15 protein-coding genes and 1 pseudogene are annotated in these 21,922 nt (G+C 69.5%); 3 read left to right on the top strand and 13 right to left on the bottom strand.

Annotated elements, in window-relative coordinates:
* Positions 1-20: 20 nt before the first annotated feature.
* Positions 21-413 carry an NTP pyrophosphohydrolase gene (locus DMB38_RS29465; RefSeq protein ID WP_125937691.1) on the top strand — a complete coding sequence of 131 codons (393 nt, stop codon included), beginning with the start codon at positions 21-23 and terminating at the stop codon, positions 411-413.
* 119 nt (positions 414-532) lie between these two features.
* Here DMB38_RS29465 and dxs read toward each other — a convergent pair whose 3' ends face one another.
* From dxs to DMB38_RS37250, 13 genes are all read right to left on the bottom strand, one after another.
* Positions 533-2,500 (bottom strand): 1-deoxy-D-xylulose-5-phosphate synthase, encoded by a 1,968-nt coding sequence (gene dxs, locus DMB38_RS29460; protein ID WP_125937690.1) that lies wholly within the window; start codon positions 2,498-2,500, stop codon positions 533-535.
* Positions 2,501-2,718: 218 nt separating this feature from the next.
* Entirely contained in the window at positions 2,719-4,053 is a 1,335-nt protein-coding gene (locus DMB38_RS29455) for a sugar ABC transporter permease (protein ID WP_125937689.1), read from the bottom strand.
* Positions 4,050-4,841: an ATP-binding cassette domain-containing protein gene (locus DMB38_RS29450; RefSeq protein ID WP_047018641.1), complete on the bottom strand. Its 792-nt coding sequence runs from the start codon at positions 4,839-4,841 to the stop codon at positions 4,050-4,052. Before DMB38_RS29450 ends, DMB38_RS29455 begins: the two co-directional genes overlap by 4 nt.
* 121 nt (positions 4,842-4,962) lie before the next feature.
* Positions 4,963-6,072 carry a sugar ABC transporter substrate-binding protein gene (locus DMB38_RS29445; RefSeq protein ID WP_125937688.1) on the bottom strand — a complete coding sequence of 370 codons (1,110 nt, stop codon included), beginning with the start codon at positions 6,070-6,072 and terminating at the stop codon, positions 4,963-4,965.
* A gap of 130 nt (positions 6,073-6,202) precedes the next feature.
* Positions 6,203-7,408, bottom strand: a complete 1,206-nt coding sequence (locus tag DMB38_RS29440; protein ID WP_125939359.1) for an ROK family transcriptional regulator — start codon at positions 7,406-7,408, stop codon at positions 6,203-6,205.
* 218 nt (positions 7,409-7,626) lie between these two features.
* Positions 7,627-8,565 carry a carbohydrate ABC transporter permease gene (locus DMB38_RS29435; protein ID WP_125937687.1) on the bottom strand — a complete coding sequence of 313 codons (939 nt, stop codon included), beginning with the start codon at positions 8,563-8,565 and terminating at the stop codon, positions 7,627-7,629.
* A 22-nt stretch (positions 8,566-8,587) separates the two neighbouring features.
* Complete coding sequence (locus DMB38_RS29430; RefSeq protein WP_125939358.1) at positions 8,588-9,583, bottom strand: sugar ABC transporter permease; 996 nt, start codon at positions 9,581-9,583, stop codon at positions 8,588-8,590.
* 64 nt (positions 9,584-9,647) lie between these two features.
* Positions 9,648-11,066, bottom strand: coding sequence for an N-acetylglucosamine/diacetylchitobiose ABC transporter substrate-binding protein (gene ngcE, locus DMB38_RS29425; RefSeq protein ID WP_125937686.1), 1,419 nt, complete (start codon positions 11,064-11,066; stop codon positions 9,648-9,650).
* Positions 11,067-11,389: 323 nt separating this feature from the next.
* Positions 11,390-12,349, bottom strand: a complete 960-nt coding sequence (locus tag DMB38_RS29420) for a hypothetical protein (protein WP_240662530.1) — start codon at positions 12,347-12,349, stop codon at positions 11,390-11,392.
* On the bottom strand, positions 12,337-12,984 hold the full coding sequence (locus DMB38_RS29415; protein ID WP_125937685.1) for a hypothetical protein: 648 nt from the start codon (positions 12,982-12,984) through the stop codon (positions 12,337-12,339). Before DMB38_RS29415 ends, DMB38_RS29420 begins: the two co-directional genes overlap by 13 nt.
* Positions 12,985-13,200: 216 nt before the next feature.
* Positions 13,201-13,590: a hypothetical protein gene (locus DMB38_RS29410; RefSeq protein WP_125937684.1), complete on the bottom strand. Its 390-nt coding sequence runs from the start codon at positions 13,588-13,590 to the stop codon at positions 13,201-13,203.
* Positions 13,587-18,011 carry an RHS repeat-associated core domain-containing protein gene (locus DMB38_RS29405; protein ID WP_240662529.1) on the bottom strand — a complete coding sequence of 1,475 codons (4,425 nt, stop codon included), beginning with the start codon at positions 18,009-18,011 and terminating at the stop codon, positions 13,587-13,589. Before DMB38_RS29405 ends, DMB38_RS29410 begins: the two co-directional genes overlap by 4 nt.
* Complete coding sequence (locus tag DMB38_RS37250; RefSeq protein ID WP_164716137.1) at positions 17,894-19,237, bottom strand: histidine phosphatase family protein; 1,344 nt, start codon at positions 19,235-19,237, stop codon at positions 17,894-17,896. The genes DMB38_RS29405 and DMB38_RS37250 overlap by 118 nt, the downstream gene beginning before the upstream one ends.
* Positions 19,238-20,208: 971 nt before the next feature.
* Between DMB38_RS37250 and DMB38_RS29395 the strand changes: the two genes are divergently transcribed.
* Both DMB38_RS29395 and DMB38_RS29390 read left to right on the top strand, forming a co-directional pair.
* Positions 20,209-21,777: a DUF6851 domain-containing protein gene (locus DMB38_RS29395; protein WP_125937681.1), complete on the top strand. Its 1,569-nt coding sequence runs from the start codon at positions 20,209-20,211 to the stop codon at positions 21,775-21,777.
* A gap of 22 nt (positions 21,778-21,799) precedes the next feature.
* Positions 21,800-21,904, top strand: a pseudogene (locus DMB38_RS29390) (IS5/IS1182 family transposase); the annotation flags it as partial.
* Positions 21,905-21,922: the final 18 nt, after the last annotated feature.

The following is a 21,922-nucleotide window of genomic DNA, read 5'->3' as shown; positions in this document are numbered from 1 at the left end:
GGCGTGGGAGGGTGGGCGGCATGGACGCTCCCCTCCCGCTGCTCGTCGTGGACGCCGCCAACGTCGTCGGGTCGGTGCCCGACGGCTGGTGGCGCGACCGGCACGGGGCGGCGGAGCGGCTGCGCGACGGCCTCGTGCCGTACGCCTCGGCGGGCGTGGCGGGGCTGCCGGGTCCGGTGGAGGTGGTGCTCGTGGTCGAGGGCGCGGCCCGCGGGGTGGCGGCGGTGCCGGGGGTACGGGTGGTGGCGGCGGACGGCAGCGGGGACGACCGGATCGTGGAGGTCGTCGCCGAGGCGGCCGAGCGGGATCCGGAGCGCCGCGTGCTGGTGGTCACGGCGGACCGCGCACTGCGCGACCGCGTCCACCGCCACGGCGCGGCCACGGCGGGCCCGCGCGCGGTCCGGCCCGGCTGACGCCCGCGGCACGGGCGGGCACGGGCCGGCGGACGCGGGGCCGGGCGGAGGCGGGGCCGGTGCCGAGACACGGCGAAGGGGCGGCCCGTACGAGCCGCCCCCGTCCGCCGTCGCGGCGCTCAGTCCCCGGCGACCTTCGACACCGTGCCCTCCCCGGTGCCCTGGGCCGCGAGGTCATCGGCCCGGTCGTCCGCGCGCCGGTCGAGCCGGGCGACCAGGCCGGTGACCTGCCGGGCGATGTCCGGGGCCGTCAGGCCGATGTCCGCCAGGACCTCCTGGCGGGAGGCGTGGTCCAAGAAGCGCTCCGGGATGCCGAAGTCGCGCAGCGGCATGTCGACGCCCGCGTCGCGCAGCGCCTGCGCGACGGCGGAGCCGACGCCGCCGGTGCGGATGTTGTCCTCGACGGTGACGACCACGCGGTGCCGCTCGGCGAGCGGCGGCAGCGCCGCGTCGACGGGCTTGACCCAGCGCGGGTCGACGACCGTCGTCGTGATGCCCTGCTTGTCGAGGAGCCCGGCGACCTCCAGGCACATCGGCGCCAGCGCGCCGACGGAGACCAGCAGCACGTCGGGGCGCTCCGCGCCCTCGGTGCCGGCCGCCGGCTCGTGGAGCACGTCCATGCCGCCGATCCGGCCGATCGCGGGGACCGCGGGGCCGACGGCGCCCTTGGAGTAGCGCACGACGGTCGGGGCGTCGTCGACGTCGACGGCCTCGCGCAACTGGGCGCGTACCTGGTCGGCGTCGCGCGGGGCGGCGATCCGCAGTCCGGGGACGACCTGGAGGATCGACATGTCCCACATGCCGTTGTGGGAGGCGCCGTCGCTGCCGGTGACCCCGGCCCGGTCCAGGACGAACGTCACCCCGCAGCGGTGCAGCGCGACGTCCATCAGCACCTGGTCGAACGCCCGGTTGAGGAAGGTGGCGTAGACGGCGAAGACCGGGTGCAGGCCGCCGGTGGCCAGGCCGGCGGCGGAGACCGCGGCGTGCTGCTCGGCGATGCCCACGTCGTAGACCCGGTCGGGGAAGGTCTCGGCGAACTTCTGCAGGCCCACCGGGCGCATCATCGCGGCGGTGATCCCGACGACGTCGGGGCGCTCGCGGCCGATCCGTACCATCTCGTCGGCGAAGACGGAGGTCCAGTCGGCGCCGCCCGCGGCGACCGGCAGGCCGGTGTCCGGGTGGATGACGCCGACCTGGTGGAACTGGTCGGCCTCGTCCTGGCGCGCGGGCAGGTAGCCGCGGCCCTTCTCGGTCAGGCAGTGCACGATGACGGGGCCGCCGAAGCGGCGGGCGCGCTGGAGGGCGGACTCGACGGCGGCGATGTCGTGGCCGTCGATGGGGCCGACGTACTTCAGCCCCAGGTCCTCGAACATGCCCTGCGGCGCGATGAAGTCCTTCAGGCCCTTCTTGGCGCCGTGCAGGGTCTCGTACAGCGGCTTGCCGACGACGGGCGTACGGTCCAGCAGTTCCTTGCCGCGGGCGAGGAAGCGCTCGTAGCCGTCGGTGGTGCGCAGGGTGGCGAGGTGGTCGGCGAGGCCGCCGATGGTCGGGGCGTACGAGCGTTCGTTGTCGTTGACGACGATGACGAGCGGGCGGTCCTGCGCGGCGGCGATGTTGTTCAGCGCCTCCCAGGCCATGCCGCCGGTGAGCGCGCCGTCGCCGATGACCGCGACGACCGCGGCGTCGCGGCCGAGAACCTCGTTGGCCTTGGCCAGGCCGTCGGCCCAGCCGAGGACCGTGGAGGCGTGGCTGTTCTCGATGACGTCGTGGTCGGACTCGGCCCGCGACGGATAGCCGGAGAGGCCGCCCTTCTTCTTCAGCTTGCCGAAGTCCTGGCGGCCGGTGAGCAGCTTGTGCACGTACGACTGGTGGCCGGTGTCCCACAGCACCCGGTCGCGGGGCGATTCGAAGACCCGGTGCAGCGCGATGCTCAGCTCCACCACGCCGAGGTTGGGGCCGAGGTGGCCGCCGGTGCGGGCGACGGATTCCACCAGGAAGGTGCGGATCTCCGCGGCCAGCCGGTCGAGCTGCTCGGGACCGAGCCGGTCCAGGTCGCGCGGTCCCTTGATACGGGCCAGCAGTGCCACCCGTGCCTCCTTGCTGTCGCAGCCTGCCTTCGGGCCGTACGGCCCCGGGCCCCGCCGTCCGTGCGGACGTGCCGGGCCCGAAACGTCCGGTCGAGTCTAATGTTCCCGATGTCCGGTCGCTGATCCGACAGTGCGATGTATGCCACAGGTGCGCAACGGCTACACCCCCGTACCGGGATCGGTACGGGGGTGCAGGCGGCCTGCGGGCGGGGCGCCGGTCAGGCGCGTCCGGCCGTTTTCTGGGTGCGGCGGGAGACGGAGTCGATGACGACCGCCGCCAGCAGCACCGAGCCGGTGATCATGTACTGCACCGGCGCGTCGATGCCCTTGAGCGCCAGGCCCGACTGGATGGACATGATGACCAGCACGCCGAGCAGCGCGGACCAGCTACTGCCCCGGCCGCCGTAGAGGCTGGTGCCGCCGATGACGGCCGCCGCGATCGCGTTCATCAGCAGCGTGCCGCCGCCCGCGCCCTGGTTCGCCGCGGCGATGGTCGACGTCATGAAGAGGCCGCCGACCGCCGCCAGCGTGCCGGAGACGGCGAAGACGGCGATGCGCATCAGGTCGACGTCGATGCCCGCCCGGCGGCTGGCCTCGACGCTGCCGCCGAGGGCGAAGATCCGCCGGCCGAAGCCGGTGCGGCGCAGCGTGAAGTCCGCGCCGACGACCACGATGAGGAAGATGAGCAGCGCCAGCGGCAGGCCCTTGTACTGGTTCAGCACGTACGCCGGGACGTACGCGAGCACCGCGAGCACGGCCGTACGCAGGATGATCTCGCTCAGCGGCCGCGACGGCACCCCGGCCGCCTCGCGCCGCCTCGCCCCGAAGTACGCGGCGGCGAAGTAGCCGCCGACGGCGATCGTGGCCAGGCCGTAGGCGGCGGCGACGTCGGTGAAGTAGTACGTGGTGAGCTTGCCGACCACGCCGTCGGAGTCGATGTTGATGGTGCCGGAGCTGCCCAGGATGTAGAGCATCAGGCCCTGCCAGCCGAGGAGCCCCGCGAGGGTCACGACGAGCGGCGGGACGCCGATCCGGGCGAAGAAGAAGCCGTGGAAGGTGCCGGTCGCGGTGCCGACGAGGATCGCGAGGATGATCGCCGGGACTTCCGGCATCCCCTCCTGGACGGCCAGCACGGCGAACACCGCGCCCGCGAGCCCGCTGACCGACCCGATCGACAGGTCGATCTCGCCGAGCAGCAGGACGAAGATGATGCCGACGGCTATCAGCCCGGGACCGGCGATGTCGATGGAGATGTTCGACAGGTTCTGCGCGGACAGGAAGGCGTCGTCCAGGCCCTGGAAGATCGCCATGATGAGGATCAGGCCGACGATGACCGGGACGGAGCCCAGCTCGCCCCCGCGCATGCGGCGCTTGAACTCGGTGAGATAGCCGGCGAAGCCCTGCTCGCGGACGACCAGCCGGGGGTCGACGGCGGTGACGGCGCCCTTGGCGACGCCGGGCGAGGACTCGACCGGCGGGGTGTCGGCGGGTGCGGCGGACTTCGCGAGGTCGGGCTTCGCGGAGTCCTCTTTCTTGGTCCCCTCGGTGCTCACTTGGCTGCCTCCGCACTTCCGCGCGCCGAGCGGCGCGTCACGGCGTTGTCCGTGGCGCCCGTGATGGCGGCGACGATCTCTTCCTGCGTCGTGGTCGCGACGTCGAAGACGCCGTTGTTGCGGCCGAGCCGCAGGACGGCGACCCGGTCGGCGACGGCCTTGACGTCCTCCATGTTGTGGCTGATCAGCAGCACGGCGTGGTCGCGCTCGCGCAGCCGCTCGACGAGGTCGAGCACCTGGGCGGTCTGCTCGACGCCGAGGGCGGCCGTGGGCTCGTCGAGGATGACGAGCTTGGGGTCGCCGAGGAGCGAACGGGCGATGGCCACGGTCTGCCGCTGGCCGCCGGAGAGGGAGGCGGTGGGGATGCGGACGCTGGGGATGCGGATGGACAGGGTGGTGAGCAACTCGCGGGCGCGGCGCTCCATCTCGACCTCGTCCAGGACACCCGCGCGGCGGATCTCGCGGCCGAGGAAGAGGTTGCCGACGACGTCGAGGTTGTCGCAGAGCGACAGGTCCTGGTAGACGGTTGCGATGCCCAGGTCCTGGGCGTCGTGCGGCTTGTGGATACGAACGGGGCGGCCGCCCCACTCGATGCGGCCGTCGTCGATGGCGTGGACGCCGGCGACGGTCTTGACGAGAGTGGACTTTCCGGCGCCGTTGTCGCCGACCAGGGCGACCACTTCACCGGCGCGGACCTCGAGATCGACGTCGGTGAGTGCCTGCACGGCACCGAACCGCTTCGAGATCCCGCGCAACGCCAGCACGGGCGTAGCGGACACGTGAACCATCTCCTACAGGGGGATAGGGCGTGGACAAGAGGAGGGCCCGGGTGCCCGGGGACCCGCCGGCAGCGGGAGTTGGGGTGGCGGGTCCCCGGGCACGCGGGTGGCTGGCGGCCGGCTCAGCGGCTCACTGCAGGCCGGCGTCCTTGCAGGCGGACGCGAACTTGCCCGCGCAGATCTCCTCGATCGTCCACAGGCCGTCCTTGACGACCGTCTCCTCGATGTTGTCCGTGGTCAGCGCGATCGGGTCGATGAGCACGGCGGGCACGCCCTGCTCGGACTCGCTGTCCACCGTGCCGGTCGCGACGGAGTCGACCTTCTCGCCGCGGGCCAGCTTGACGGCCATCTCGGCGGCGGCGTCGGCCTCGGGCTTGTACGGCTTGTAAACGCTCATGTACTGCTCGCCGGTGACGATGCGCTGCACGCCCGCCAGCTCCGCGTCCTGGCCGGTGACCGGCGGCAGCGGGTCGAAGTCGGCGGCCTTCAGCGCGGTGATGGCGCCGCCCGCCATGCCGTCGTTGGCGGCGTAGACACCGATGATCTTGTCCTTGCCGACCGAGGAGATGGCGCCCTTCATGTCGGAGTTGGCGTTCTCCGCCTTCCACTCCTTGACGTCGTACTCCTTGCCGATGTTCACCTTGCCGTCGAGGACGGAGTGCGCGCCCTCCTTGAACATCGCGGCGTTCGGGTCGGTGACGGAGCCGTTGAGCATGACGACTTCGCCGTCCTTGGCCTTGTCGCCCAGCGCCTCCAGCAGGGACTCGGCCTGGACCTGGCCGACCTTGTTGTTGTCGAAGGAGGTGTACCCGCTGATCGGGCCCTCGGCCAGGCGGTCGTACGCGACGACGGGGATGCCGGCGTCGTCGGCCTCCTTGACGCTGGAGGCGACCGACTTGTAGTCGACGGCATCCAGGATCAGCGCGTCGACCTTCTGCGTGATCATGGTGTCGACCTGCTGCTTCTGCGTGGTCGCGTCCTGCTTGGCATTGTTGTAGATGACCTTCGTGCCCGGGGCCAGCTCCTCGATCTTCTTCTCGATCAGCGGCCGGTCGAAGTCCTCGTAGCGCGCGGTCTGGTCCTCCGGCAGGAGGAGACCTATCGTCAACGGCCCGTCGTTCTTCTTGTCGCCGCTGTCGGAGTCGTTGTCGGCCTCATCGGCGCTGCCACAGGCCGCGATGCCGACGGTCATGGTTACGGCGGCCAGTGCGACTGCCGCACGGCGCAGATAGGTGTGCACGGTCGAACCTCCCTGACGTGGCCGCGCCTTCGCGGCCGAGGTGTGAGGTAGTCAACTCGCCCGTAACCATGCCGTCAAGAAGTAAATGCTTAACGAGAAGGATACGATCGCCTGGTTTCTCTACGTGAACTCATCCGTCCGTGAGAGCGGGGGCGAGGACCGGTACGGCGCCGTCAAGGATCGAACGGTCGCCCATCTCGCTCAGCACCAGGGCGAGCGCCCCGAGCACCTCCGCGCGGCTGCCCAGCGCCCCGGAGGCCAGGTCGAGCTGGCGGGCGGCGCTGGGGATCGCGTAGCGGGCGACGGACTCCCCTATGGGCTGCAGGATCAGCTCCCCGGCCTCGGCGAGATCGCCGCCGAGGACGACCCGGCTAGGGTTGAGCAGGTTGCACAGGCTGGCCACGCCGCTGCCGATGTGCCGGCCGACGTCGGCGATCACCCGGCGGCAGCCCGGGTCGCCGTCCCGCGCGAGCTGCACCATGCGCTCCACGGTCAGCCCGGGGCCGTGGCTGGCCTCCAGCAGGCCCAGGATGTAGCGCCCGGCGGTGAAGGTCTCCAGGCAGCCCCGGTTGCCGCAGCGGCAGACGGGACCGGACTCGTCCAGCGTGATGTGCCCTATCTCGCCGGCCGTGCCGCCGGGGCCGCGGTAGAGCTGGCCGTTGATCACCAGGCCGGCGCCGACGCCGCTGGCGACCTTGATGTACGCCAGGTCCTTGGCGCCCCGGCCGCTGCCCCAGACCAGCTCGCCGAGGGCGCCGAGGTTCGCGTCGTTGTCGACGTAGACCGGGACGCCGAGGCGGGACTGCAGGTCGTCGCGCGGGTTCGTGCCGGTCCAGCCCGGCAGGATGCTGGTGGAGCCGAGCACGCCGGTCTCGGTGTCTATCGGCCCCGGCACCCCGAGGCCGACGCCGACGACCTTGTCCGCGGGCACGTCGGTGGCCCCCACCAGGCGGCTCACCAGCGCCTCCGCGCGGTCCAGGCCCTGGGTCGCGGACGCGTCCACGTCGATCGGCTCGGACTCCTCGGCGAGCACCTGGTGCGCCAGGTTGCCCACGGCCACCCGCAGGTGCGTGTGGCCGAAGTCGACCCCGACGACGATCCCGGCGTCCCCGCTGAGGGACACGGCCCGCGCCCGCCGCCCGCCCGCGGAGGTGGGCGTGACGCTGACCGTGCCGCTCTCCTGGAGCTCCCGGACGATGTTGGAGACCGTCGCGGCCGACAGCCCGGTGCTCCGCGCGATCTGCGCCTGCGTGAGCGAACCGGACAGTCGCACGGCGCGCACGACGCGCTCAAGGTTTGCCCGGTGCAGCGAGGACTGCGAGCCCGGAGTCTCCACGGCCATCCACTCCTGGTTCGGCGGGCGACACGACGGCCCCCCACCTCCCGGGCCACGCCGATGGGACCCGGATCGCCTACAACTTGTGAAGTCTAGGCTCGACGGCCATGGTTACCGCCGTCAAGACCTTGACGACGTGACTATTCCGTAACCCACACAGATCCGCGGTACCGGGGCTCACCGGCCGGGCGCCCGAACCGGGGCCCGGCCAGGGGCGATCACTTCACCGCGCCGGCGGTGAGGCCCGCCTGGACCTGGCGTTGGAAGATGGCGTAGACGATCAGGATCGGCAGGGCGGCCATCATCAGACCCGCGAACAGGCGGCCGTAGTCCGCGCGGTAGCCCGCCTGCGCGAAGAGGAAGCCGATGCCCTGGGTGAGGACGTAGTCGTCCTCGTCGCCCTGGTTGAGGGCGAAGGGCAGGACGTACTGGTTCCAGTGGCCGAGGAAGTTGAAGATGCCGACGCTGATCAGGCCCGGCTTGGCCATGGGCAGCATCACCTGGAAGAAGATCCGCGAGTGTGAGGCGCCGTCGATCTCGGCGGCCTCGGCGACCGACGAGGGCAGCGTGCGGAAGAAGGTGGTCATGAAGAAGATCGTGAAGGGCATCGAGTAGGCGATGTAGACCATGATCAGGCCGTGCCGGGTGTCCAGCAGCGCCAGGTTCTTCATGACGAAGAACAGCGGCACGAGCGCCATCACCACGGGGAAGGCCATGCCGCCGACGAAGGTGAAGTAGACGATGCGGCTGCCGCGGAAGTCGAAGCGGGCCAGCACGTAGGCCGCCATCGAGCCGAACAGCATGGTGAGCGGCACGGAGAAGATCACGATGACGAACGAGTTCAGCGTGTAGCGGCCGATGTTCGCCTTCGACCAGGCGTTGGACCAGTTCTCCCAGTGCAGGCCGTCCGGCAGCCCCCACGGGCTCTCCAGGATGCTCGCGGACGGCTTGAAGGCCGTCATCAGCGCCCAGAGCAGCGGCCCGGCGGCCAGGACCGCCCACAGGATGAGGAAGCCGTGTGAGAAGACGTTGAGTACGGTGCCCTCGATGCTCCGCTCCGGCTTGAGCAGGGGCGAGCTCGGCTTCTTCGCCTTCGGGTCCCCGGCCGTGGGTGCCTCGGCGGCCCGGGGGGTGTCCGTGGGTTCCGCAGTGGTCATGGAGTGCTCTCCCGGGTCGCGCTCAGTATTCGATGCGGTCGCGGCGGCGGCCGAGGGACAAGGCGGCCACGGCAAGGAGCATGGTGAGGATGAAGAGGCACACACCCATGGCGGCGCCCCGGCCCGCCTGTGCCTGGGTGAAGCCGGTCTGCCAGAGGTAGACGCCGAGCACCTGGGTGGAGTCGTCGGGACCACCGGGCCCGATGGTGATGATGTTGACCACGGCGAAGGACTCCGCGCCCAGCGCCATGATGCCCATGTAGACCCAGCCGGTCTGCACCGTGTCGCGGATCAGCGGCAGGGTGATGCTGAAGAATGTCCTGGCCCGGCTCGCGCCGTCCAGCAGAGCCGACTCGTTGATCTCCTTGGGGATCTGCCCGATGGCGGCCGAGAAGAGCACGACGAAGAAGCCGACCATCGCCCAGCACATGACGATCATCACGGCGAAGAGCGCGAAGCGCCGCTCCCCCAGCCAGCCGTTCTCCGGCGACAGCGAGGACGGAAGGATGGCTTCGAGCACACCGATACCGGGCGTGAAGATGTAGCCCCAGAGCGCGGCGATGACTGCGATGGAGAGGGCCTGCGGGAAGAAGTAGAGGATCTTGTACGCCTTGGCGCCCGCGACCCCCGTCACCGCCTCACCCCGCCGGCTACGACCACCGATGTTGATCATGAAGGCGAAGAACAGGCCCAGGCTCAGCGTGACCAAGGGAACGGCGAGGGCCAGGATGAGGTTGTTCCGGACGGCGGCCCAGAAGCGCTCGTCGTCCATGAGCCGGGTGAAGTTGTCGAACCCGACCATATTGAAGTCGCTGCTGAGGCCGGACCAGTCGGTGAACGAGTAGTAAAAGGTCTGGACGAAGGGCGAGATGACGAACACCGCGTAGAGGCCGAACGGGACCACCAGGAACCCGAAGACGAACCGGTACTTGACGTAGGTCCGGTAGCGCGGTGAGGACCGGAAGCCCCCCGCGCCCGCCTTGGGCGATCCGGCGGATCGCCGTACTGTCTTGGTCACGGCAGGGTCGTCGACCGTCATCCCGCCCGCTCCGTCTCGCTCGTTCACCGACTGGACTCGCCGCTCAGTGCTTGTACTTCTTGATGCTGTCGTCCTTGGCGGCGTCGTCGGCGATCTGCTGGATCTTGTTGACCGCCTCTCCCGGGCTCGCGTCGCCCTTCATCATGTCGCCGAGGACGAAGACGACGTGCTCGCGCCAGGTCGTCGGGTACCAGTCGGGGAACCGGGGGTTGAGGAAGTTCTCGCCGGCGGCGTCCATGAGCCCGATCGCGCTCGTCAGGCCGGTGCCGAGTTCAAGTCCTTCCTCCGAGCCCTGGACGGACGCCAGCGAGGAGACCAGCTTGGTGAAGCCCGCGGCGGACTCCTTCGTGAGCATGTGGCGCAGGAATTCAAGGCCGCCGTTGACGTTCTTCGCCTTCGCCGGAACGATGTACGGCTCGCCGGCCTGGGCCCAGATCGTCTCGAACGGCATCGCGTCGGAGCTGTCCAGGTTGGGTGACGGGGAAACGGTCATCTGGAAGTCGTCGGGTGTGGTGTCCTTGGCCTCGTTCTCCACCCAGGAGCCGTTGGGGATGAACAGGGCTTTGCCCTCGGTCCACTTGGTCTGCGACTCGGTGTGCTTCCAGCCGCCGGAGCCCTTGAGGACGTAACCCTTGGCGTAGAGCTCGTAGTGTGCTTCCAGGACGCTCTTGACCGAGTCGTGCTTCCAGGCGTTGGGCTCGAAGTTGTCGATCGCGTCGAGCACTTCGGCGCCGCCGACCTTGCCGATCATCGGCAGCATGCTGAAGCCGAGGTACTGGGGGTAGACGCCGGTGTACGTCCAGCCCGCGATGCCCGCCTTCTTCGCCTCCGCGCAGACCGCGAGCATGTCGTCCCAGGTCTTGGGGTACTCCCAGCCGTTGTCGTCGAGCATCTTCTGCGAATACCAGATGCCGAACACGGAGTAGGCGATGTTCATGCGGTAGCACTTCTCGTCCCCGTACTGACCCATCTCGACCGTGCCGGGGCGCAAGGTCTCCGCGACGGTCTTCGACGGGGCATCGATCGACGGTGCGTTCAGCAGCGGCGTCATATCCGCCAGTTGCCCCTGGCCGATCAGCGCGGGCACGTCCATGGCCTCGTCGCCCGAGTTGTTGATCACGTCCGGCGGGTCGCCCGCGGCCATCCGGCCCTGCACCTTGGACTGGATCTTGACCGTCGAACCCGTCGTCACCTTGGCGTACTTCTTCTGGTAGGCCGCGGCATCGTCCTCGACGTACTGCGTACCGAAGCCGCCGTCGAAGATCAGCAGTTCCAGCGGGGCGTTCTTGTCGACGCCCAGCGGGTTCTTCTCCGTCTTCTCGCCCTTGGCGCCCCCGCCGTTGTCGTCGTCACCACCACTCGCACACGCCGTCAGCGCACCGATGGTGGGTACAGAGATCAAACCGAGCGCCATGGCCTGCTTGACGAGATCGCGGCGACCGACTTCCGAGGTGGATCCCATGCTCAAGTCCTCACTTTCTCCAGGACTCAGGCGGTTCACCGGGTCCCCGCCACCACATGCCGGCAGTTGAAGGGGGCCGATTACCGCGGTCGGTGATACGTGAGTGGTTCTGGGTCGTGCCCCGGAGGGCCAGGGGGAGCCGCCGGGTGCCGACAGGTATAGTCCACTCGCCGCCGTCCGAGCAAGATCAAATACAAGGTTCGTCGACAGTCTTTCCCGAGTTGAGACCTGGGTGAAACGGCACCACCGAGGGCCGCGCCACCCGAGTCGCGGGGATGGGGCGGCCCTCAGTGGTATACCCAGAGGTCTAGGCCAATGGTCTACTAGCGGACGACGGTCTGGATCTCCTTCACGGTCACCGGGATGTCGTCGCTCGACTGCCCGTCAGGCAGCGCCGTCGTCGGGGTACCGGCCGGGTCGGCCGAGGGATTCCATGCGACCTCCCACGTGAGTGACGCCTGGAGATCGTAGGTGCCGTCGCCGCTCGACTTCCGGTACGTGACGTTGCAGGCGGCGTCCTCGGTGTCCACCGTGTAGCCGCCGCCACTGGCCACCAGGTCGTACGAGCATTCCGCGGGGTCTGCATGGGCCGAATCCGCCGACAGCGTCAGCCTGCTCGGGGTGGCCACGGTGGTCGCGGCGAGCTGGACCCCCAAGTGGTCGATCTGCGCGGTCACCCACGCGGGCTCCAGGTCCTGGCCGAAGGTCGCGAGCGTCTCCAGGTTCACGATCTGCCGGTCCGCGCCGGGCTTCAGGTCGACCGGCGGCGTCGGCAGCTTGATCCGCTCGTAGGCGAGCATGGCCAGCATCTCGGGGTCGAGGACCTCGACGCCCGGCGGCGGCGGGAAGTCCGGGCCGATGAACTCGTACGCGTCGTATTCCTGCGCGCAGCTCAGGTCTTCCTTGTCGAGGTCGACCACCAGCTCCCACCAGGCGCCCTCGTCCCCCTGGTGGTACTTCCCGTCCGTCTCGTTGAAGTACTGCTCGTACAAGTCGGCGCCTGCGCTGCCCTGATAGTTGTGCTTGCGCAGGTACTCCTCGAACTCTTTCGGCTTGTACGCCGGCTCGTACCAGCACGTGGGCGGTGACCAGTCGACGTCGGTGGAAGTCATGGGCGTACCCGAGGAGCCGGGGTGGCTGTACTCGTAGCTGACGTACGCGCTGGCCCCGCCGCCACTGCTGCCACCACCGTAATCCGCCGCCGCGGGCGCGGCGCCGAGCCCCGTCGCCACCACGAGGCCGGCGGCGATGACACCCGCCCTCCGCAGGCTCAGAGCCGACACTCGGGGGCTCCTCTCTCGGACTGGTCGAAGGTCATCTGCCAGACTCCTTCATCCGTCTTCTCCATCAGCGCCGTGTAGCGCACGAAGCTCTCGTTGCTGGGCTCGGTCCGCTCGACCTCACCGCTGTCGACGTCCTTGTTGAATGCCTTGCGCTGGTCCTCGCAGTACGTCACCGAGGCCAGGCCCTTGTTCCGCAGCTCGACCTCGCGGTCGTAGAAGTGGGTCGCGCCCGTCACGGTCCGGCCCTCGGCCTTGAAGGACTCGACGTTCTCGGCGGAGCTGATGAACGCGTCGCCGGTGACATAGTCGGCCAGCACAGGCAGTTCGGGGTCGAGTTTGGCGAGGGCCAGCATGTTCGCCCGTACCGCGTAGCCGTGGTCGCGCAGGACGGCGTCCTTGGTGCCGTCCCCGGTGGTGTCGGCGTCGACCTCGACCTTCAGGTCGGCGGGGAAGTCGAACTCCGGTGCGTCCCGGGCCGGTTCCTCGTCCGCCGGCGTCGAGGACTGCTGCGTGGGGTCCCGGTCCGCGCCCACGATCTCGTCCGGGCCCTCGTCCCCCGAGTCCCCGCAGGACGTCAGCAGCAGGGCCGCGCCCAGCACCGCGGCGGCGCCCCCGCCCCAGCGTGAGGTGGTCATCGTGCGGCAACCCCCAATGTCGTGCACACAACGTAGTCAAGTGCACTGAGCCTAGCGAGGCGTGAACGCCGGAAGAAAGCGGTCCCAGGGCATTCTCACGGGCCTGTTACCTGACGGCGGTGCCCATGTACTCGGCACCGGAGGAGTCGTGGCGTGCTCCGGAGTCCGTCCCGGGCCGGCCCCCCTGCGCGTCCGCGCCCGTCTCGGACCGCCCCGTCAGCGCCAGGGCCGTACGTCCGTGAGCGTGCCGGCGTCGAGGTCGATCCGGCCCCACACGTCCCCCACCTGGGTAGCCACCACCACGACGGGACCGGCGCCGTCGAGGTAGGCGGTGTAGTACCCGATGACCCAGTGCGGCTCGCCCCCGGTCCGCGGCGCTTTCAGCCTCACCCGTTCGGTCCCGTCCGCGTCGAAGACGACCGCATTGTCCTTCCTCGCCTCCGCGGACGGCATCGCCTCGACCACGAGGACGTGGCCGTCCCAGGCCACGACGGACTGCGGGGGCTCCGCGAAGCGCTTCTCCACTATCGCGGAACCGCACGTCCAGCGGACGAACCGGTCGCCCTCCGCCCACCGGACCTCGATCGTCTCGGGCTGCTGGCTCACGTGGGCAACTCCACCGGGTCACCGACCGGGATGAGTCGCGCCCGGTCATCGAAGTTCAGGATCTCAAGCTGGCTCCCGCCGCCGGGCAGGTGCCCGAGCACGGGGTCGGTCTGCGGCCCGACGATACTCTCCTGGATCCGGATGGGGTCGCCGTCTGGGATCCGGTAACGCTGCACCATCGACACGTCCGGCTTCCAGTCGCTGCGGATCGCCAGTTGCTCCCGCGCGTACTGCTGGTTGGGGATGTCGTCGAAGGTGCCGAAGCCGCCGGGACGCGAGGGAGGCTGGCCCCGGGAAAGCACCATGTTGAACTCCTCACCCGGGCGGGCCAGGCGGGAGACGATGTTCGTGCCCTCCAGATTGGGTGGCTCGCGGCCCGCGGGCGGCAGCGCCGCCCTGCTCCCGGCCGACGTACACGGGCTGAGGCCGAGCGGGTCGCTCCAGGTGAACGGGTTGCGGACGTACGTCCCGGGGTTCGGGGCCGGGGTCAGCCCCAGCGGGTCCGGGCTGGCATAGCGGGCGGTCTCCGGGTCGTAGTAGCGGTGCACGTTGTAGTGCAGCCCGCTCTCCGCGTCGAAGTACTGGCCCGGGAAGCGCAGCGGCGTGTACGCGGTGGCGTCCGCGGACCAGGCGGTACAGCCCCACACGGTGCGCCGCGTGCGCCACACGATGCCGCCGTCCGGGTCCACCAGTTCGGTGGGCGTGCCGACGAGGTCGGTGACGATCGCAAAGAACCGCCGGTCGACCTCCTCCTGCGGCAGGTCGGCCGAGCCGAGCCGCTCGCTCTGCACCACGGGGTGCAGCCCGTCGTGGTCCCATGTCAGCGTGACCGGCCGGGCCTCATCCACCCCGTACGCGGTCTGCTCGACCAGCGTGAAGCCGTCCCAGCAGAATTCCACCCGCTCCTCGGGCGTACCATCACCGCCGAGGCGGTGCTTGGCGATGCGCCGGCCCAGCGGGTCGTACAGGTAGCGCCAGACGACGCCGTCCGGGGTGGTGACACGCGTCAGGCGATCCTCGGCATCCCACTCGTAGCGCCAGGTGTCGGGCTTGCGGGAGAGCCGGACCTTCTGCCGCTCGACGGTACGGCCCGCGGCGTCGTGGCGGTAGCGGACGGCGCCTGCGCTGACGAGCGCGGTCCCCGCGAAGGCGCGCGACCCGGTCGCGTCGGCGTCGTGGGGGCCCGCCGGCCAGTGCGCCTCGGTCTGGTTTCCTGCCTGGTCGTAGGCGTACGACTCCGTCCAGCCAGCCGCGGTGACGGCGGTGACCCGGCCCGTTGGATCCAGCTCGAAGGTGCGCGGGCCGTCGATGAGGTCGTCGATCCCGGTGAGCTGGCCGCCGGCGCGGTAGTGGTAGCCGTGCTCCTGCAGCCGGCGGCCGTGCCCGGTGAGGGTCTGCCCGGCCAGCCGCCCGCTCGGCTCCCACACCCGGTCCAGCACCAGGGCGTCGCCGATGCTGCGGGCGATCTCGTGGCCGGCGGCATCGTAGGCAGAGCCCAACTCGACTCCCCCTGTGGTGAGCAGGGTTCGACGGCCGGTGGCGTCGTACGCGTACGTCGTCGCGGAGCCGGCGGGGGTCGTACGGCAAGTGCGCCGGCCGCGTGCGTCGTAGGCAGCGGTGAGGGTGCGGCCGTTGCAGGTCTCGGCGGTGACCCGGCCGACGGCGTCACGCTCCCAGCCGAGCACGGCGTCCGGCCCGGCGGCCGCGACCAGCTCGTCGTCCGGGCTGTACACGAACGTCGACTCGGCTCCGGCGGCGTTCTGTCCGACGACGCGGCCGAGGGCGTCGTAGCGGTAGGCGATCTCCTGGCCCAGGGCGTTGGTGCGGGAGACAAGCCTTCCGGCGGCGTCGTGCGCGTAGTCCAGCCGCCGCCGGTCGAAGTCGGTCTCGGCGACCAGCCGGCCGGCTGGGTCGAAGACGTATGTCCAGGTGAGCCGGTTCGGGTCGGTCACCCCGGTGAGCCGCAGCTCGGTGTCGTGCGTGAATTCGTATCGGGTGCCGTCGGGCTCCGTGCGGGCGACGAGGACGTCGAAGGCCCCGTACTCGTGGCGCACGGTATTCCCAGCGGCGTCCGCATGCGCGGTGCAGTTGCCCTCCGCGTCGTATGTCCACCGCTGCTCGCCGCCGTCCGGCGCGCGGTGCCGGGACGGCTTGCCCTCGGTCGTCCACTCCAGCTCGGTCCGGGCGCCGAGCGCATCGACGGCGGCGGCGATGCGCCCGAAGGCGTCTCGCTCCCAGCGCGTGGTCGCCCCCGAGGGCTCCGTCACGGCGATGGGCAGCCCGGCGGGGTCGGTCACTACGTCGTGGCCGTGCCCGAGCGGATCGGTGACGCGCAGCGGGTGGCCGGCCGCGGTGTAGGAGTAGGTCGTGGCGGCACCGGACGGGTCGGTCACCGAGGTGCGGTTGCCGCGGGCGTCGAACGTCTGCCGCCAGCTCCGGCCGCCGGCCAGGGTGATGGTCTCGGCAAGCCCGGGGGCAGCGTACGAGGCGGTGACGGCTGAGCCGTCCGGGCGGGTCACGCGGACCAGGTCGCCGTCGTCGTCGTAGGCGTAGCGGGTGGTGCGCTCCGTGGGGTCGGTGATCGAGGTGAGGCGGTCGTAGCGATCCCAGGTACGGCAGGTGGTGTGGCCGAGCGGGTCAGTCTCGGCGACGAGCTGGTAGGCGTCGTCAAAGAGGTAGCGGGTGGTGTGGCCGAGGGAGTCGGTGGCCGTGGTGGTGTGGGACTCGTCGTCATAGGTGTACGAGTACGCCAGAGTCCCCTCGGCGCCGCCGGCCGCTACACAGCGGCCGGCGGCGTCGTATTCGTAGCGGTAGGAGGCACCGATACGATCCGCCCAGCCGGTGACGCGGTGCTCGTCGTCGTAGTCGAAACGCTGGGGCAGGCCGGAGGAGTTGTAGACCTCGGCGAGGTCGCCCCGCTCGTCGTAGGCGAATCGGCGCAGCTCGTGCCGGGTGTCACCGTCGATGAGGTGGAGGGCGACTACGCGGCCGAGAGCGGTGGTGACGGCGACGCGGTAGCCGGCGTCGTGGACGATCTCGCTCGGCAGGCCCTCCGTGTCGTACACGACCGAGATCGTGGTGCCGTTGCGGTCGGTGAGCGCGACGAGCCGCGCCTCGCCCGCCCCGGCCGAGAGTGCCCGGAATTGCAGGGTCCGGTCCTCGTCCGGGCGGTGCACGCCGAGGGTGCCGTCGTCGTCGGCGGGGTGCAGCGGCCAGCGCGGGCCCTCGACCGGCATGACCGGCGTCCCCGGCTCGGGCAGGGGGTACCGCAGCACCATGCCGTCGGCGGTGACGAGACGGTAGCCGTACTCGTCGGCTATCAGCCGCTGGTCGAGGAAGGAGGACCACGAGAGGCCAAAGAGCTCCCCTGAGGCGAAGCCGGTACGGTAGTGGCGGTCGAGAACCAGGGGCAGGATTCCTGGGAGGCTGACGTCGTAGGCCGACATCACCATCTCGCCGGTGGCCATGTCGATGGGGTCGCCGCAGGTGAAGAGCTTCTTCATGGAACGGGCTCCGGAGCGCGCGGCCTTGGCGACACCCTTGACGGCGAGGGACATGCCTCTGAGACCGGTCTTGGCCATGCTCAGCCCGCCCTTGAGGCCCTTCGCCAGGCCACCCAGGGTGGTCAGCCCCCTCATGCCGGGGATGCAGTCGAGCGCGGCGAAGGCGACATCCCACAGGGAGGCTTCGCCATTCATGTACTTCATCAGGGTGTCCGCGAGGACGACCAGAGCCGCGGCGAGAACCACCCACGCCAGCGGTCCGCCGATGATCAGGACGACGATGCCCAGGACCGCGACGATGACCTTGCAGACACTGACGATGGTGTCCCAGTTGTCCTTGACCCAGTCGACCGCCTTCTCCCACCACTTCCGGTTCTGAATACCGGCGTCCGAGGCATCCTCCAACTTGTCCTTCGCCTCGGACGCCGCGTCCTCACGCATCTTCTTTGCGTCGGCGGCCATCTTCTTCGCCGCCTCAAGACCGGACTCGGCGTTGTCGACAGCCGTCTGCGCGCTGGACTGGGCGGACTTGGCATCGGTCGCATTGCGGGTCGCTGCCCGCACCTCGGACTCGTCGGGCTTCTCCTTGCCCTCCTTCTTGTCGTATTCCTTTGTCTTGGCGGTTGCACGCTCGACCCAGGAGTTGGCCGAGTCCAGCCGGCCGGTCGCGGACGACAACTCGTTGCGAGCCTCACGGCCCCTGGCTAACGCCTTGTCGGCCAGGGACTGAGCACGCTCCAGCTTCGGCCAGTACGCCGCGAGCGCGTCACCCGCCAGATCGTACGAGCGCTGGAGCTTCTTCAGGTTCTTCGGAACGTCCTCGAACTCGTCCTGGAACGCCTTCGCCGTCTTCCCCGCCCAGCGAAGAAGCGCATCCTCGCCGGCCATGCCCTTGATCTGCCGCAACGCGTCAGCCACGTCATCTGCGAAATCGTGCAGCTCACGTGCCAACTGCTTGACCCGATCCGGATCACCCGGCGTCGGATCGTCATCCAGGTCGAGTACGTGCCAGTCGGTCGGCCGATTCCCCACCGGTCCCCCCCGGGTCTCACCGGTACCTGTAGTGGTCGCAGAACACCGTAGCGGCGGGGTACGCCCCGCGGGAGGCTGACAGGAAAACCCCGCGTCCTCCCGGTGGGAGGGCGCGGGGTTTTCGTGTGGCGGTGAGGGTCAGTCGTGGATGAGGGAGCGGAGGACGTACTGGAGGATGCCGCCGTTGCCCGGCAGTCCTGCAGGATAGTGTCGCCAAGGCTGACGACCTGGCAGTTGTGGAAGAAGTCGTCCTCGCGCAGCGTCGTGATGCTTCCGGAAGAGGCCCGGAAACCGGCGTAACCGGCCGACTCGATGGGCATCTTGATCCAGGACGCCACGACGAACGTCAGTGAGCCGCCATGCATCGCGATGACCTGGTGTTCGCGCCGACGCTGCAGGATCTCGTCCATGGCCGCGTAGATGCGCTGCCCCCCATGCGCCTTCGTCTCGGCAGCTGCCACGCCCTCGTCATGGTCCATCCGTTCCCCGACAGCCGGCGGTGGGACGAAACGCCGGTCCAGCCACTCCTGTGGCCGTCCCTCTGCCTCACCGTAGGACTTCTCCCGCAGCCTGTGGTCAAGGATCGGCTTCACGCCGAGGAGTTCGGCTACCTTCTGGGCGGTTTGCCGGGTGCGCCGCAGATCCGAGGAGAACAGGTCGACCTCGGCACCGTCCGGGATCTGGGCCCGAAGTCTCTGGGCGATGGAGGCCGCTGCGCGGACGCCGGTGGGCGTCAGGCGGGAGTCGTGCCATCCGCCGGCGACTCCCTCGACGTGGTGCGTCGCCTCTGGGTGGGTGACGACGTAAAGCGTGCGCACGAGAGCCTGCCCTTCGTGGGTCTGTCGTACTGTCCTGCGGCCGCGGCCCGCTACGTCAACCAACACGAGCTGGACGAAGACTCCAGCCTGCTGCCGGCGGTCCAGCCGCCGCCAGCAGGTCTGATCGGAGCCGAACCCCAGCTCCGGCGGCAGGAGTTGCCAGGCGATGTCCTGGTGCAGGACGTACAGGGTGCCCTGCAGGCACAGCAGGTCGTCCACCGGTTTCGCCCCCGGAGACCGCTCGGGCCAGGGCGGCAGCAGCGGTTCGATCCGTGCCCACAAGTCGTCGTCCACGATCCACGGTCGAGTCGTCACACGACGCGAACGCCCGGATCGTCACATTGTCACACCTGGCCAGGCCCTCCCGACAAGATCCTGTTATGAGCTCCCAAGAGTTATTCCGTTAGGGGTTCTCTCACGGATCCTGCTGCTAAAGTGCTCAACGCCCCCCGCGAACTCGCCGGTCGAATTCGGAAAGTGAGCCTCCGCACTCGTCCGAATCACAGATTCCGCCCGCTCACCGGGGCTTTTCCGCCACACCTGCAAAGCCTGGCCGGCTGCCCCGGGCCACGAAGCTTGTCGATGAACCCCGTTCATCGACAAAACGGGGAGACAGACCATGGCTGCACGCAAGGCGGGCGCCGCGCTCACCGCGGCAATCATGCTCTCGGCCGGCCCCACGCTGACCGGCACCACCACCGCGAACGCCGCGAACTGCTACGACGGCTCGAAGAGCCCAACCAAGGCCGGGCGCCGTACTGCTACCCGACCAACCGGGACGCGTACCGCCAGAGCAAATGGAAGATCATGCCCAAGGATAAGTGGAGGTCATCGCCACGAACGTCAAGGATGGCACCAAGTTCCGGTTCGGAATCAAGGGGAGCACCATAGCCCGTGGCATCCGAGCCGCCTGAGCCCACCCACGTCCGGAGCTCCGGCGGGGCCGGCCGGCGGCGTGCGGCGGAGCGCGAACGCAGTGGACGCGATCGGTGATCCGACCCGCGATGGTTGCCGGACACGGCAGCGAACATCGTGGCGGCCTGCAACCACACCCGCTGGGCCCGCTGCTTCGCGGTCAGGCCGCCTCCATCGGGATACCGCATGACGCCGGGACACACCGTCGCGGACCACAGCGTCACCCCGAACCGAAAACCTCAGAAGACCCTTCGTGGGTGGCCCTCCCATGACACCGATCACATTGATCCAGTGGACACGTGCCTTGCCACTTCCTCAAGCCCAGTTCCTCAAAGAAAGGGACGCACTCTATGACGGCCTCCAGACGTTCACCAATCTCAGGTTTCGCAACGCGGCGAAGGACGCTTCTGCTCGGTGGGACCGGTGGTGCCGCGGCGCTGGCTCTGGGGTTTGGCGGCATAGCCGCGGCCCGCCAGCGCGACGAGTCGCTCCAGGTCGATTTCGACCTTGAGAACGGCAATTACATCGAGTTCACCCGGCCCACCGATGAGTCGGACGCCGCAAATTCCGACTTAGCGGATGTTTTCGGCCCCATGGACGTGACCGTGATCCTCTGGGTCGCCCAGTTGATCCTGTTCTCGTGGTTCGACGCGTTGGCGCCTTACCACCCGACCGCGGTAGGCGTGCATTCGCGGACCGGCCGCCGTCCCTCCAGCGAGTCTGCCACCAACCGGAATATGAACATCGCCTGCATCTACGCACAGCACCAGGTGGTGAAGAGCGTGCTGCCGACGCAGGCGCAGCGCGTCCGGGGTCTGATGACCGCGCTCGGCTTGGATCCCGACGACGAGTCGGTGGACCCGACCAGCCCGGTCGGCATCGGCAACATCGCCGGCAAGGCCACCGTCAGGGCCCGCGAGCGGGACGGCATGAACTTCCTCGGTGACGAGGGCCGCACGTACAATGGTCATCCCTTTGAGGACTACACCGGCTACCGGCCCGTGAACACCTCCTACGACCTGGTCAACCCCTCGCGCTGGCAGCCGGCGTCGGGCCCGCACGCCGGCCGCCGCGTCGGCGGAGGGCATGGCGACATAGGCGTATTCGTCGACCAGCGGTTCATCACCCCGCATCTGCGGCGTGTCAAGCCCTACAGCTTCGACGACCCGAGCCGGTTCCGTATCCCCCCGCCCCAACACATCGACCACACCCGGCCCACAGATTTCAAGCGCTCGGTGGACGAGATCCTGGAGGCGTCGGCTGCGCTCACGGACAAGCAGAAGATGCTCGCGGAGGTCATGGACAACAAGTTGTGGGGCCTCGGCTACTCGGGGGTGGTCATAGCTCGGCACCACAGCGCCGAGCTGGACATGCACGGCTGGCTTCACTTCACACTCACGCACACCTTGGCGATGTTCGATGCGCTGATGCCCGCCTGGGACCAGAAGGTCAAGTACGACTCCGCCCGGCCGTTCAGCGCGGTCCGGCACGTGTACGGCAGCACCCCGGTTACCGCCTGGGGCGGAGTCGGCAAGGGGACGGTCAACGACATACCCGCCGATGAGTGGTCCAGCTATGTGCGCGTAGGGGACCATGCGGAGTACCCGTCCGGCTCCACGACGCTCGGCGCCGCCGCGGCGCAGGCGTCACGGCGCTACTTCGGCTCCGACACCCTGGACTGGCGGTTCACCGTGCCTGCCGGCCGGGGGATGACAGAGCCGGGGATCGCCCCCGCCAACGACGTCGAGCTGGACTTTCCCACCTGGACGGACTTCATGAAGATCTGTGGTACGAGCCGGGTGTGGGCCGGGGTGCACTTCAAGAAGACGGTCGAGCGGTCCCTCGCATTCGGTGAGCAGTTCGGCGACCTGGCCTACGAATTCGTGCAGCGCCACATCAACGGCGACGTCAGGGACTGACCCCGCCGCCGCGACGCCGGCGGACCGCCTGGAGCCGCTGTTGCCGCAGCGCGAGCGGCGCTTCCGGTATCCGGGCCGCAGGCCGTTGCCGGAGCAGGCGGTGCTTTGCGGGATCCTGGGACTGCTGCAGGGTCAGTTGGACCGT

Source organism: Streptomyces sp. WAC 06738 (assembly GCF_003945505.1).
Lineage (GTDB): Bacteria > Actinomycetota > Actinomycetes > Streptomycetales > Streptomycetaceae > Streptomyces.
Note: the sequence above shows the minus strand (reverse complement) of the source record. Positions and strands in the feature narration are given on the sequence as shown.

What these genes read in the sequence shown, in the direction of transcription:
- ngcE (WP_125937686.1), bottom strand. Translation starts at nt 11,066, where the DNA reads ATGGGATCCACCTCGGAAGTCGGTCGCCGCGATCTCGTCAAGCAGGCC.
- DMB38_RS29450 (WP_047018641.1), bottom strand. Translation starts at nt 4,841, where the DNA reads ATGGTTCACGTGTCCGCTACGCCCGTGCTGGCGTTGCGCGGGATCTCG.
- DMB38_RS29395 (WP_125937681.1), top strand. Translation starts at nt 20,209, where the DNA reads ATGACGGCCTCCAGACGTTCACCAATCTCAGGTTTCGCAACGCGGCGA.
- DMB38_RS29465 (WP_125937691.1), top strand. Translation starts at nt 21, where the DNA reads ATGGACGCTCCCCTCCCGCTGCTCGTCGTGGACGCCGCCAACGTCGTC.
- DMB38_RS29415 (WP_125937685.1), bottom strand. Translation starts at nt 12,984, where the DNA reads ATGACCACCTCACGCTGGGGCGGGGGCGCCGCCGCGGTGCTGGGCGCG.
- DMB38_RS29435 (WP_125937687.1), bottom strand. Translation starts at nt 8,565, where the DNA reads ATGACCACTGCGGAACCCACGGACACCCCCCGGGCCGCCGAGGCACCC.